Genomic DNA, 14,410 nt, shown 5'->3' with positions numbered 1-14,410 from the left:
TTCTTTTCTCATTTCATTGTGCTCGTTACATAACCCGCTTAAACATTTTTTCCATCTCATAGGTGGAGTAATGAATAATGATCGGCCGTCCGTGTGGACAGGTATACGGATCAATGGATTGTCTAAGCGTCTCTAATAACGTAAACACTTCATCATCACGTAAATGACGATTGGCTTTAATCGACTTTTTACAGGACATCATGATCGCCGCTTCCTCACGTAGCTTCTTCACATCAATTCGACGGTTATCAACGACTTCCTGAATCAATTCCTCAATCGTATTTTGTTCAGCCCCTTTAGGGAACCAAACTGGATGAGCACTCACCATATAACTATTCGGTCCAAAGGATTCTAAGAAAACGCCCACCTTCGCAAGATCATCCATCCGACTATCAATGATTGCAGACTCTGAAGTGTTGTATTCGAGCGTAATCGGAACGAGAAGCTCCTGTACAACTGGGTCGATCTCACCAACTTTTTCCCGATAGAACTCGTACTTTATCCGCTCTTGCGCGGCGTGCTGATCAATAATGTAGAGCCCATTCTCATTCTGAGCTAGGATATACGTTCCGTGCATTTGACCGATCGGATAAAGCGGCGGAATGCGTGAATCACTATTGGTCTCCTTTACATAGTCCATGGCCATCTCAAGCTCGTCTCGAGTTTCAGGTGGCGGGGAATGTGTTGTAGGAGCGATCGACTCGTATTGATCTGTTTGAATTTCTTCCTTTATACTAAAAGGTTGAAGGAAATCTTTCTGTGGCTTCGACTGCTCTTCCGAATGTTCCACCTTCTCTTTCGTCCATTCCCGCCGAACCGGTATTTCTTCCGGACCTTTCTCCTGAACATTGTGTTGAAATTCGAATGCCGGCTGCTCGCTTTCCTCCTCTTTTTTCTTTGGAGGAGCTTGCTCAGGAATGAGCTCAATTTTTTTGAAAATCGCTTTAATCGCATTTTCAATAGCGAGCGCCAAATCTTGTTCTTTACTAATTCGCGCTTCCAACTTTGACGGATGTACGTTCACATCAATGAGCGTTGGGTTCATTTTAATATGAAGGACAACGATCGGATAGCGTCCGATTGGAAGCAGGGTATGGTAGCCTTGCTGTATCCCTTTTGATATCGGAAAGTTCTTAATGTAACGCCCGTTAATAATGAGTGAAATGTATTGACGAGAAGCGCGCGTTAACTCTGGCTTTGCCGCATAGCCGCTAACAGAAAAATCAATTGTCTCTGCCTTCAACGGGAGCATTTTACGCGCCGTGTTATAGCCATAAATTGCTGCAATCACTTGCAGAAGATCGCCATTGCCTGTCGTTGATAAAAGTTTCTTCCCATTATGAAAGAAGCGAAAAGCGATATCAGGATGAGCCATTGCCTGACGGTTAATGACGTCCGCCACGTTCGCAAGCTCGGTATGAACGGTCTTCATGTGTTTCAAGCGAGCTGGGGTGTTGTAAAACAAACCCGTAATCGTCATTTCCGTTCCTTTTCGACTGTCGGTCGCTTTAAATTCAGCTACTTTCCCTGCTTCAATTTTGACGTACGTTCCGGCCGCCTCTCCCGTGGAAGTTTTCAATTCTAAGTGAGAAACCGCTGCGATACTAGGAAGAGCTTCTCCACGGAAACCGAGCGTTTCAATTTGAAACAAGTCACGCTCATTCTTGATTTTACTCGTCGCATGTCGAAAGAAAGCAAGTTTGCAGTCTTCCTCATCCATGCCACTTCCATTATCCACGATGCGAATTTTGGAAAGACCGCCCTCTTCAATTTCAATTGTGATTTCACTGCTTTCTGCATCAATTGCATTCTCCACGAGTTCCTTCACAACAGAGGCCGGTCTTTCCACCACTTCACCGGCAGCTATTTTGTTTGAAAGCTGATCATCAAGCTGTACGATCTTTCCCATCTTCCTCACCCTTTCTCTAAGACTTTAAGTGCTTCTTTAATTCATATAGCGTATTGATCGCATCCATCGGCGTCATTTCCATAATGTCGACAGACTTCAATCGATCGAGAATCGCTTTTTCACCTGACGTACGGGTGGGTTTTTTCTTATCTTCTTCCTGATCGAAGAAGGCAAGCTGCGCTTCATCTTCTTTTACTTCAATGCGAGGTTTCTCTACGGGTACTTTTGGCGCTTTCACGACATCAGGTTCTGCCTCAAATTCAGCTAAAATGGCTTCTGCACGCTGAATGAGCGCATCCGGTAAGTTCGCAAGCTGCGCCACGTGAATGCCATAACTTTTATCGGCCGATCCGTCGTGCACGCGGTGTAGGAAAACAACTCTTCCCTTTTCTTCTACCGCTTTAACGTGTACATTCTTTACGCGATCAAGATCTTCCTCAAGCGTTGTCAGCTCGTGGTAGTGCGTGGAAAACAGTGTTTTCGCTCGTACTTCGCTATGCACATATTCAATGATTGACTGCGCAAGCGCCATACCATCATACGTTGAGGTGCCGCGACCAATTTCATCTAATAAGATTAAGCTATCTTGCGTAGCACGCGTGATCGCGTAGTTCGCTTCAAGCATTTCAACCATAAACGTACTTTGCCCTGCTGCAAGGTCATCTGCTGCACCGATTCGCGTAAAGATTTGATCAAACACAGGAAGCACCGCCGATTCTGCCGGAACGAAGCAGCCGATTTGCCCAAGAATGGAAATGAGCGCAAGCTGGCGCATGTACGTACTTTTACCACTCATGTTTGGCCCAGTAATTAAGAGAATTTCACGATCGCGATCCATCATTACGTCGTTTGCGACGTACTCTCTGCCTTTTAACATTTTCTCAACAACCGGGTGACGCCCACCTTCGACAGCCACTTTGCGCTCTTTTGAGAAAATGGGCTTTGTGAAGCGGTTCTCTTCACTAACAACCGCAAATGACTGAAGAACGTCAAGCTCACTAATTTTTCTCGCAAGCTGCTGAAGCTCAGGGATGTAGGCCTTTACTTCTTCACGCAGTTTTGTAAACAAGCTATACTCCAGATCAACAATCTTTTCTTCAGCTTCCAAAATAAGCGTTTCTTTTTCTTTCAATTCAGGGGTAATAAAACGCTCCGCATTGGAAAGCGTCTGTTTCCGCTCATAGCGACCTTCTGGGAGGTTCGCAAGGTTTGATCGCGTTATTTCAATATAATAGCCAAACACTTTGTTGTAGCCAATTTTAAGCGATTTGATACCCGTTCGCTCACGTTCCTGCATTTGAAGTGCCGCGATCCAGTCTTTCCCGTTCCGGCTTGCATCTCGGTATTTATCAAGATCGGCATGATAGCCGTCTCGGATCATTTGCCCATCTTTCACAGAAAGCGGTGGGTTGTCTTCAATCGCTTCTTGCAGGAGCTGAACAAGGTCATCACATGGAAGGATTTCTTCTGCAAGCTCATTCGCATACACATTATCTAGAGATCCTACTGCTTGCTTGATCTCTGGTATTTTCTCTAGCGATTTGCGTAGTTGCACGAGGTCACGCGCATTTAGGTTACCAAACGCCACTTTCCCTGCAAGTCGCTCCAAATCATAGACGCCTTGAAGCTGTTCGCGAATTGTCTCACGTTCAAAAAACTGTTTCATAAGCGTCTCAACAAGCTCCTGACGCTTCTCGATTTCTCGCTGCTGTAAGAGCGGCCGCTCAACCCACTGCTTTAACAAACGCCCACCCATTGCCGTTACGGAACTATCTAAGAACCAGACGAGAGAGCCTGTCCGCTTTTTATCGCGAATCGTTTCAACGAGCTCTAGGTTTCGTTTTGAGTTCACATCTAGCTTCATGTATTGAGAAACGTGGTAGTGACGAAGCGGCTGGAGGTGATCCATCGCTCGCTTCTGTGTACGAATCAAATATTGAAGCAATCTCCCAAACACTTGCAGGAGCTTCGGCTGGTCGATATGGTCACTTAACGTCTTTAATGCGTCCGGAATCGTCACGTCATCTTCAATGGATACGGTCACGGTCATGCGTTCTTGAATCGCGTTCGATAGCGCTTCGCTGTCGCTCGCAAGAATCACTTCACGTGGGGCAAGATTTGAAAGCTCACCGATCACTTCATGATGATCACCAGCTAAAATCGTTGCCATGGATTCTCCAGTCGTTAAATCATTTGCTGCTAGCGCAAATGTCTCATCATCAAACGATGAGATCGCAACGATGTAGTTGTTTTCTTTTTCTTTAATTAAATGGTCTGACATAACCGTTCCAGGTGTAATGAGCTGAACAACTTCTCTTCGAACAACGCCTTTTGCCTGTTTCGGATCTTCCGTTTGTTCACATATCGCTATCTTGTATCCTTTTGTTACCAGCTGTGATATATAATTTTCAGCAGCATGATAAGGCACACCACACATCGGAATGCGGTCTTCTCCCCCACCATCTCTGCTCGTTAATGTAATTTCCAATTCCTTCGATGCACGCATCGCATCATCGAAGAACATTTCATAAAAATCGCCTAAACGAAAAAATAAAAAGGCATCCTGATACTCTGCCTTAATTCGCAAATATTGTTCCATCATCGGGGTATATCGAGCCATGTTTCTTCTCCACCAATCTTAAATCTAGTCACCTAACAGTATAGCATATCAGTAAAGCGGAAGCCTCCGTTTAGACACGGGACTGGAACCTTTTCATTTGAATACGCTCTTTGTATTCAGAGGAAAAGGTGAAGTGACCGAGTGTCTGGAGGTTGGAGCTGGATCAGTAAAGCGGAAGCCTCTGTTTAAATCGAACAGACGTACTTTATAACAAAATAAAAACCAGGAAGAAGGATTGCTTCTCCCTGGACGTACTATTCCTCTAGATCACCAATTAAGAAGTTCGGATCTAAATCTTCAAACTCTTCATCATCTACATCATAATCCCAATCATCGTCATCGTCTTCACAGCCATCTGGATTCACGTAAACGCAAATCTTCGTTTCGCCGATAACTTCAACTAGAAATTCTCTTTCCACTTGTACAATCACCTTATGACCGCTCGGCGCAATGGTAGCTTCGAGACAGTTAGGCTCCTGAATCGCTTTTGCAACAACTTCATCAGCAACACAGTCTTTGTCTTTGTAGCGAAGAGGAATTTCTTCATGGTATTTAACTGTTTCGGTTACAACTTCTGTTTTGGTATTATGGCTGTAAGAATACCAGATATTAATGTCATAAGAGCCTTCCACTTGGACAACGTCACCACGCTTCTTGGCAGTGAATTGATTGTTAATAATCCAGCAACCCAAAATACTAGAAGGCTTATGGGTTGGTGTTACTGTGTTTGTATCCTGTGTAAATTTACGCCCTTTTCCGCAAACAGCTTTGGCGAATATCTCTCTGTAATTATATTCCTCTGACATCGATCATACCTCCTCTTCCAATCTTCATTCTCATCCTATGCAAGACAAACGACCAGTGTTCCTCTTTTTTTCTTCGCAGCAAAAGAACATAACCAACACCATAGAATAAAAGTTTTTTTATATATAAAGGCTGTTCCACTATCAGTCTATGTCTCGAATGTCCAATGCTTTACAACCTTTTCGTATTTTTCTTAAAAAAGTATGGTATGTGAAATTATTTATAGAAATAAGTTAAGCCTGAGAGGCGTTTTATCCTCTCAGGCTTAACTTATTTACAATCTCTAATAGACGATCGCTGTCTTCTGATAGTACTCCTTCTGATAACCGTGCCCCCGCAATAATCGGAGCCCACTCCATGACTTCATCTTTTGATAAGCCACTTTTTGTGCAATAGAGCTGTAAATACAGTTCCGCTAATTCGCTTGAAAATTGCGTATACAATAGATACGTTCTGTAAACGTCTGCTCGGCTATCCCCCGCACTTGCATCAACCCAATCAATAATCGTCACATTATCGCCCATGATCAGATTAAATAGATGAAGATCACCATGGCAAAGCTGCTTCTTAACTGGCATTTCACTTAATTTAAAGAGTAATGCTGTTTTTTGAGATTGACTTAATCGATCCGCTGTACCTATTTGGCGTGTTAGCTTTTCATTCATCGGTTCAAACGCATCGGCGTTGATCCGATGAATGTTTTGTTGAATGTTAACGGACATTTCCATATAATAATGTGCTAGATTCTTATTCTCTAAAAGACGCTCACCTAATGTGCGTCCGCTAATTTTTTCCATGATGATCGCCTGTCTACCGTCTATTTTCGTTACATCCATAATTTTTGGGACCGGAAGACCTTTTGATAAAGCATAACGTTGTTTCTCAGCTTCATAGGAAGAGGTTCCTTCTGGAAGGTCTTCACGAAACAATTTCACAATTTTATCTTGAACAATGTAAACTTTCGCTGTATTTCCAGCAGCGATTGGATGACCAAGTTCCATGTCGCTACTCCTCTCTTTTTAGTTTCTTGAGCGAGCAAATCTCATCCGGCACATGGACCATTGAAGTGTGGTTTGTTGGATCTCATCATAGATATCCCACAGCTGATCAACAAACCTCACTTCTACCTGACGACGGAATAGCTCCTGAATGGGGTGATCAATCTTAATCTTATTCTTTGGAACTTGAGTGGTTTCACTTACATAATAGCCGGCATTCTCGTCTTGGAGTTTAAAATGCATCGCATCAAACTCATACAAATAGAGTTTAGTTCGAGTCATCGTTTCAAACCAGCTGTTTTCGAGGACGATCACATGCTGACAGCTCGATGATAGATATGTTTGCTTATCTGCATTTGAAGTATTTGGCCCGACGTGAAAGCAAATGCGGGGACAATTACGAGGTGTTAGAAAGTTCGGTAAACAGGTTTCGTTAACCGCCCATACAAGTCCTTTTGATTGGTCAAGATCTTGACGCGTAGGAATCCTTGGCTGAAATTCATGAATTTCGTCTTCTTCACTAACATGAAAAATACGCAAACGATCACCCCTTTACGTTTCAGTTGGCTTACCAAGTTGGCTTGAACTTCTTTCGTTATGTAATGAGTTCACACGTCAAACTCTTCTTGCTTATAGTAGCATAATATCCTAATTAATTAAGAGAATATTACGAAAAAAGAGGTCCCTTGGCAAAAAAAAAGTCTTCCAATGCACGATTGGAAGACTTTCGTATTCATCTTGCCCCTATTACTTACAACCAGGTCCCTGCTGGGTTGAGCCTGTTGTTCCTTCAAGCACGTTCCCACCAGTTGATTCAATAATTTCATCTGTCACTGTATTCGAAATCGTGTTAGCGACAAGCTGAAGAAGGTCATTTACATCAGACTGCGAGCGTTTGAATTCCTGCACGACAGGAATTTCATCAAGCTGCTGCATGAGCTTATCAATCCGCTCATCTTTCTCTTTCAACGCTTCATGCTTGCTATAGTGTTGGAGATTTACCGCTTCTTTTTGCTCTAACTTAATTCGCGCAATCAAGCTTTGCACTTTTTTATTTTCATTGATCTTTTCTTCTGCACGTTTGAAGAAATCGACTTCTTCTGTTTCTGAAACGAGCTTCGCAAGATCTTTTGCTTTTGCAATAACTTCCATTCTTGATACCATTATGCATTCACCTCAGCCGTTTTTTCAATATATTCGCCATCAAGTGACCAAGTTTTTGCTTTTGTGATTTTCACCTGGACAATTTGACCAACTAATGATTTAGGACCTCTAAAGTTAACTACTTTGTTCTTGCTCGTATAGCCAGAAAGAACATCCGCATTTTTCTTACTTTCACCTTCTACGAGAACTTCCACGATTTGCCCTTCAAAAACAGCGTTGTTTTTCGCAGCCATTTCATTCACAAGGGCATTCAAGCGCTGAAGACGTTCTTTCTTCACTTCCATTGGTACGTTATCCGCCATTTTAGCCGCTGGCGTACCATCACGCTGAGAGTAAATGAACGTATACGCACTGTCATACTCGACTTCTTTTACGAGTTCCATCGTTTCTTCGAACTGTTCGTCCGTTTCATTCGGGAAACCAACGATAATATCCGTCGTAAAGGTTGCGTTTGGCATTACCTTTTTAATCTTACCAACTAGCTCTAAATACGTCTCGCGCGTATAGCGACGGTTCATCAACTTCAGAACCTCATTGCTTCCACTTTGAACAGGAAGATGGATATGATCGACAAGATTGCCTCCCTGACCAAGTACTTCTACAAGACGATCATCAAAGTCACGTGGGTGACTCGTTGTGAAACGAACTCTAGGAATATCAATCTTATGAATCTCGTTCATAAGATCACCAAGGCCGTACTCAATATCTTCTAAATCTTTTCCGTAGGCGTTTACATTCTGTCCGAGGAGCGTCACTTCTTTATAGCCTTTTGCTGCTAAGTGGCGTACTTCCTGAATGATATCTTCAGGGCGACGGCTTCTTTCCTTACCTCGTGTATAAGGCACGATGCAATATGTACAGAATTTATCACAGCCGTACATGATGTTAACCCATGCTTTGATTTCGCCTTTTCTTGTACGCGGAAGGTTTTCAATAATGTCACCTTCTTTTGACCATACTTCCATCACCATTTCTTTTCCAAAGACTGCTTGTTCCATCAGTTCTGGAAGGCGGTGAATGTTATGTGTACCAAAGATTAAATCAACGAACTGATGCTTTTGCATGATGCGATTGACCACAGATTCTTCCTGGGACATACAGCCACATACACCAATGATCAGATCCGGATTTTCCATCTTTAATGGTTTTAAATGGCCAAGCTCACCAAATACTTTGTTCTCCGCATTTTCACGAATGGCACACGTATTGAGGAGAACGACATCTGCCTCTGTCACTTCTGTTGTAGCTTCAAAACCCATTTCTTCAAAAATCCCTGCCATTACTTCTGTATCGTGTTCATTCATTTGACATCCGTACGTGCGTATCAAAAACTTCTTATCTTTTCCAAGGTTTTTAATATTCTCTGGAATTTCAAAATCGTAATGAACGTTTACATTTTCTTTTCCTCTGCGCTTGGCATCTTTTAAGTTAGGTGCCTGGTACGTTGTCTGGAAATACTTCGCGTAATCTTCGGTCGTTTTCTCTGTTTTCTTTACATTGATTTGCGAATCCAGGCGTTGCTGTTCGTTCATGTCGTTCGACTCCTTTCTAATTAAAAAGGATGACCCTGCTATGAAAAAGAGCGCAATGCTCCTAAACTTAGAAAAACCTCGCTAATAGAAATAAATTCTATAAAAGCTTCCGTTTTATTTGTTATCCTTTATCGTCAATTAAGAAATGTGTAACTAATGGACATTCCTTTATTATAAGGGGTTCAGAGTATTTAATCAATAAAACCTGGAAAAGCCTCCGAGCACGATTAGGTGAACAAATAAAGAATGATCCCATTAGCCGAAAAAAAGAGGAGGATCAGCCCCCCTCTCTTTCAATTATAGAATTCCAAGTTCTTTCGCAGACTTTTCAAATGCGTCTAGCGCTTCTTGAAGGTCTTCTTTTGAATGCTGAGCCGTTACGATCGTACGCACGCGGCCTTTCCCTTTTGCAACAGTTGGAAACGCAATACCCTGCGCAAACACACCGTTTTCAAATAGCTTATCGGAAAACTTATGCGTAAGTGCCTCATCACCGATGATAACAGGTGTTACTGGCGTTTCACTAATCCCTGTATCAAAACCAAGGTCTTTTAACCCCGCTTTAAAGAATTTTGTGTTGTCCCAAAGCTTCTCAATCAATTCAGGCTCTTCCACAAGAACATCAATTGCGGCTGAGCAAGCTGCTGTTACTGCAGGAGGATGAGAGGTACTAAATAAGAACGGACGACCTTTATGAATCAGGTAATCGCGAAGTGTTTTCGTACTTGCAATGTAACCACCAAGAACGCCAATCGCCTTACTAAGTGTCCCAACCTGAATATGAACGCGTCCGTTTAATCCGAAGTGGTCAACCGTTCCACGTCCGTTCTCACCAAGTACACCACTTGCATGAGCGTCATCAACCATGACAAGCGCATCATACTTTTCACATAGCTCGACAATTTCAGTTAGCGGCGCAATGTTTCCATCCATTGAGAAGACGCCATCTGTGACAACAAGACGCGTGCGATAATCTTGCGTTTCTTTCAATGCGCTCTCGAGGTCTTCCATGTCCGTATGCTTGTAAATACGACGTCCCGCTTTTGTTAAGCGAATGCCATCGATAATCGAAGCGTGGTTTAATTCATCAGAAATGACGACATCTTCTTTTGTTAGAATCGCTGAAAGGACCGCCTGATTCGTAGCAAATCCTGATTGAAGAACGAGTGCCGCTTCCGTATGCTTAAACTCAGCAAGCTTTTCTTCAAACTGTTCGTGCATGGAGAGCGTTCCAGCAATGGTTCGAACAGAGCCTGTTCCCGCACCGTATTTTTCAACGGCTTCAATCGCTGCTTGCTTCATTTTCGGGTGGTCCGTCAGTCCGAGATAGTTGTTTGATGATAGCTGAATAACGTTTTTTCCTTTAATCGTAACGCGTGATCCTTGAGCAGACTCTAGTGGAATCAAGTTACGAAAAACGCCTTCCTCCTGCATTTGATCAAGCTCTTCTTGGAGATATTCAAAACCTTTCATTGATCGGCCTCCTCATTAGTATGTAATGGCTCACGTGTGAGCCTTATGGATGTAATACTACCTTACCACATTTACCTTCAATCATTAATTCGAAGCCTTTTTCAAAGTCTTCAAGCGGGAAGTGATGCGTAATCATCGGCTCCACATCGACCTGTCCTGACTGCAAAAGCCCGGACACCTGGCGCCAAGTTTCGAACATTTTTCTTCCTGTGATACCTTGAACGGTTATGCCTTTAAAAACAATGTCATTCGTCACATCAATTTCAACAGGACGGACTGGCAAACTTAGGATGGAAACACGTCCACCGTTTGTTACCATTTTAAAGCCCTGGTTCATCGCGATTGGATGTCCTGACATTTCACAGACAACGTCAACACCGTGACCGTTAGTCAGCTCTTTCACAACGTGAAGTGGATCTTCATTTCGAGAATTAATGACAGTCGTTGCGCCCATTTCTTTCGCAAGGTTCAGACGATAATCATTTAAATCAAGTGCGATAACTTGTGAAGCACCAGCTGCTTTCGCTACACCTACAGCCATAATACCGATTGGCCCACAGCCAATGATCGCTACGGTTTTTCCTGCTACATCTCCAGCGAGTACAGTATGTACTGCGTTGCCCATCGGCTCTTGTACAGAAGCCACATCAAATGATAGTGACTCAGGATTTTTCCAGATGTTTTGAGAAGGGAGCGCGACGTATTCTGCAAAGCAGCCATCCGTGTCGACACCAATAATTTTCGTATTTTCGCAAATATGAAACTTCCCTGTTAAACATTGTGGACATTGGTTGCAAACAATATGTGTTTCTGCTGAAACATGGTCTCCAACCTCCAAGTTCGTTACGTTCTTTCCTTTTTCTACGACAACTCCCGCAAACTCATGTCCAAAAACATATGGAGGATTGACGCGACTCTGAGACCATTCATCCCACGTATAAATATGTACATCTGTACCGCAAATCGAAGTTGCTTTTACTTGAATTAATACTTCATTATCATTAATTTGTGGAATATCGACGGTTTGCAGCTGAGCACCTTTGCTACGTTCATGTTTCACAATCGCCTTCATTTTTCCTTCCACAGCGTACACCTCACTTTTTCAAAACGTTCTTCAAACACTGTTATCACAAACATCGTATCATTTATCACTTCTAACGTAAAGGTGATCTGTCCTCCATACAAGGACACTTATAGTTTTATTTATGGAAAAATTCGTTCATCCTTTTCAGCATAAAAAAACCCTTCACTACTTGAAGGGTTCGTCGCCTTACATAAACTCAGCCATTAACTCTGTAAATTTTTCTTCAGGAAGATTTAAGTCTTGTTTTGATAACGCACTAGAACTATAGCCTCGAACTGATTCTTGGTAAGATGGACGAGTTGGATTCTCGTAAATCAGTCCTTTCACAAGTCCATTGTGCTCCATTAACGTTTGCATCGCCATCATCCGATTGTGTGGATCATACCCTTCAATATCATTTAAACTAATAAGGTTTTGTTTAAACCAGTCATACGTATTCACCTTATTGAACGTCACGCACGGGCTAAACACGTTAATCAATGAAAATCCTTTATGTTGAATGCCTTGTTCAATGATCGCTACGAGGTCCTTTAAATCGGTTGAAAAGCTTTGTGCTACAAAACCACAGCCGCTTGAGAGCGCGAGTTCCATGATGGAAAGAGAAGATTCAATGGATCCAGAAGGCGTACTTTTCGTTTTAAACCCTTCTGCACTCGTTGGAGAAGTCTGCCCTTTTGTTAAACCATAGATTTGATTGTCCATCACGATATACGTGATGTCTATATTTCGCCTCATCGCATGGATCGTGTGCCCCATTCCGATCGCAAAGCCATCGCCATCTCCCCCGGACGCAATTACGGTTAAATCGCGATTTGCCATTTTCACGCCCTGTGCAATTGGTAGCGAGCGCCCATGAATCCCATGGAAACCATACGCATTAATGTAGCCACTAATACGCCCCGAGCAGCCAATTCCAGAAATGACGGCAAGATCGTCTGGTTCTAGCCCCACATTCGCAGCTGCTCGTTGAATGGCTGCTTGTACGGAGAAATCTCCACAGCCAGGGCACCAGTTTGGCTTTACCTGATTACGAAAATCTTTAAATGTGGCCATTCGCGAACATCTCCTTACATTGTTGATGGATATCACCTGGTAAGAATGGATTGCCGTCGTATTTTAATATACTTTCAATCTTTTCACCGTAGCCTGCGTTCATTTTCACGAGACTTGCCAGCTGGCCCGTTGCATTGTGTTCAACCACAATCACTTTCTTCGCCGCTTGTAACAATGGCTTAAGCTCATCTGCTGGAAATGGATGTACAAGACGAATTTGAGCATGATTGACTTTTAAGCCATCCGCTTCAAGTCTTGGGATAACTTCTTCGATACTTCCTCTCGTCGAGTTAAAACCAATTAGCAGCAAATCGGGCGCTTCATGCGGCGCTACTGTATAAATCGGATTTTGAAAGGAGATGTTTTGAATTTTACGAAGTCTTTTCTCCATCTGATCTTTTCGGTTTTGCGGAACTTCTGACGGTTTACCTGTTTCATCGTGCTCAACACCGGTTACGTGAAAAATACCATTTTTCGTCCCTGGAATGACACGATTTGAAACGCCATCATCCGTAAGTTCAAAACGTTTATAGTACGACTTATCTTCTCTTTCAGCGATTTCTTGATCGTTCAGCTTACCCCTTCGAATGTTGATTTTATTGTAATCGAGCGGCTCAACGGATTGCTTGCCAAGAGATAATTGAAGATCTGAGAGTAAAATAACGGGACACTGATATTCCTCTGCGAGATTAAACGCTTCAATCGCATCATAGAATGCTTCCTCAACGGTACTCGGCGCAATGACAATCTTAGGAATCTCCCCATGCGTGCCGTAAATCATCGCCAGCAAATCTGACTGCTCCTGCTTTGTTGGAAGTCCAGTACTTGGCCCACCGCGCTGAGTGTCGACAATGACGAGCGGCGTTTCGGTAATACCAGATAACCCAATAGCTTCCATCATGAGCGATAACCCCGGTCCAGCCGAAGCTGTTAACGTTCTAACCCCCGCATAGTTTGAACCTATGGCCATCGTTGCCGCAGCGATTTCATCCTCTGTTTGCACAACGGTGCCACCAAATTCCGGAAGCTTCTTAATTAAGTATTCCATGATTTCTGATGCTGGGGTGATTGGGTAAGCTGCCATTAACCTTGCTCCACCTGCAAGCGCCCCTAGTGCAATCGCATCATTGCCAATCATGAACAGGCGATTTTTCCCATCTGCTTTTTTAAGAGAAAGCGTTTGGACACTTTCCCCAGCAGAAGCTGTATAAGCATCGGCACCACGCTGAATAGCTTCCATGTTATTGTTGACGACCTTTTCGCCTTTTCGGCCAAAAATTTCTTCTACAACGGCTTGATACGTTGCAGTGTCTATACCAAGAGCAGCACTCGTAGCACCGATTGCTACCATGTTTTTCATTAAAGAAGTGCCTAGTTCAGTCGCGATTTCAGTAAAGGGAATGATAACAAGTGTCGCCTGGCAATGATCAGGCTTAACTGGTTTAAATTTGGCATCGGCTATAATGATTCCTCTACTATGAAGTTCATGCGCATTGACGTCGATCGTTTCTTGATCAAACGCAATCAGCATGTCGAGGTCATCTGAAACCGCTCGAACTTCTTTCGTGCTAACCCGAATTTTATTATTCGTATGCCCGCCTTTAATACGGGACGAGAAATGCCGGTAACCGTATAAATAGTAGCCAAGTCGATTTAATGCGATTGCAAATATTTCTCCTGTACTGTCTATTCCTTCACCCTGCTGTCCTCCAACTTTCCACGAAAGTTGTTCGATCATAACGTCCCACCCTTTCTAATCTAGTACCTGAAACC

11 protein-coding genes are annotated in these 14,410 nt (G+C 43.1%); all 11 read right to left on the bottom strand.

Annotated elements, in window-relative coordinates; translation table 11 throughout:
• Window positions 1-25 precede the first annotated feature (25 nt).
• The 11 genes from mutL to LCL91_RS03130 all read right to left on the bottom strand — a co-directional run bounded on the left by mutL (window position 26) and on the right by LCL91_RS03130 (window position 14,375).
• Window positions 26-1,909: a DNA mismatch repair endonuclease MutL gene (gene mutL, locus LCL91_RS03180; RefSeq protein WP_224879856.1), complete on the bottom strand. Its 1,884-nt coding sequence runs from the start codon at window positions 1,907-1,909 to the stop codon at window positions 26-28.
• A gap of 16 nt (window positions 1,910-1,925) precedes the next feature.
• Window positions 1,926-4,529 carry a DNA mismatch repair protein MutS gene (gene mutS / locus LCL91_RS03175; protein ID WP_224879854.1) on the bottom strand — a complete coding sequence of 868 codons (2,604 nt, stop codon included), beginning with the start codon at window positions 4,527-4,529 and terminating at the stop codon, window positions 1,926-1,928.
• Between the two features lie 254 nt (window positions 4,530-4,783).
• Window positions 4,784-5,335, bottom strand: coding sequence for an outer spore coat protein CotE (locus tag LCL91_RS03170; RefSeq protein ID WP_159782405.1), 552 nt, complete (start codon window positions 5,333-5,335; stop codon window positions 4,784-4,786).
• A gap of 249 nt (window positions 5,336-5,584) precedes the next feature.
• Window positions 5,585-6,334, bottom strand: a complete 750-nt coding sequence (locus LCL91_RS03165) for a phosphotransferase family protein (protein ID WP_224879852.1) — start codon at window positions 6,332-6,334, stop codon at window positions 5,585-5,587.
• Between the two features lie 18 nt (window positions 6,335-6,352).
• The gene (locus LCL91_RS03160; RefSeq protein ID WP_224879850.1) at window positions 6,353-6,871 is read right to left on the bottom strand and encodes a DUF6886 family protein; all 519 of its coding nucleotides are present in this window, start codon (window positions 6,869-6,871) and stop codon (window positions 6,353-6,355) included.
• Between the two features lie 207 nt (window positions 6,872-7,078).
• The gene (locus LCL91_RS03155) at window positions 7,079-7,495 is read right to left on the bottom strand and encodes a RicAFT regulatory complex protein RicA family protein (RefSeq protein ID WP_159782403.1); all 417 of its coding nucleotides are present in this window, start codon (window positions 7,493-7,495) and stop codon (window positions 7,079-7,081) included.
• On the bottom strand, window positions 7,495-9,027 hold the full coding sequence (gene miaB, locus LCL91_RS03150) for a tRNA (N6-isopentenyl adenosine(37)-C2)-methylthiotransferase MiaB (RefSeq protein ID WP_224879848.1): 1,533 nt from the start codon (window positions 9,025-9,027) through the stop codon (window positions 7,495-7,497). The genes LCL91_RS03155 and miaB overlap by 1 nt, the downstream gene beginning before the upstream one ends.
• 297 nt (window positions 9,028-9,324) lie before the next feature.
• Window positions 9,325-10,500, bottom strand: coding sequence for a glycine C-acetyltransferase (locus LCL91_RS03145; RefSeq protein ID WP_224879846.1), 1,176 nt, complete (start codon window positions 10,498-10,500; stop codon window positions 9,325-9,327).
• A gap of 43 nt (window positions 10,501-10,543) precedes the next feature.
• Window positions 10,544-11,584: an L-threonine 3-dehydrogenase gene (gene tdh / locus LCL91_RS03140; protein WP_179886195.1), complete on the bottom strand. Its 1,041-nt coding sequence runs from the start codon at window positions 11,582-11,584 to the stop codon at window positions 10,544-10,546.
• 186 nt (window positions 11,585-11,770) lie between these two features.
• On the bottom strand, window positions 11,771-12,637 hold the full coding sequence (locus tag LCL91_RS03135) for a 2-oxoacid:ferredoxin oxidoreductase subunit beta (protein WP_098443423.1): 867 nt from the start codon (window positions 12,635-12,637) through the stop codon (window positions 11,771-11,773).
• Window positions 12,624-14,375: a 2-oxoacid:acceptor oxidoreductase subunit alpha gene (locus tag LCL91_RS03130; RefSeq protein WP_224879844.1), complete on the bottom strand. Its 1,752-nt coding sequence runs from the start codon at window positions 14,373-14,375 to the stop codon at window positions 12,624-12,626. Before LCL91_RS03130 ends, LCL91_RS03135 begins: the two co-directional genes overlap by 14 nt.
• Window positions 14,376-14,410 lie beyond the last annotated feature (35 nt).

This window comes from Guptibacillus hwajinpoensis, from assembly GCF_020171785.1.
Classification (GTDB): Bacteria; Bacillota; Bacilli; order Bacillales; family Guptibacillaceae; genus Guptibacillus; species Guptibacillus sedimenti.
Note: the sequence above shows the minus strand (reverse complement) of the source record. Positions and strands in the feature narration are given on the sequence as shown.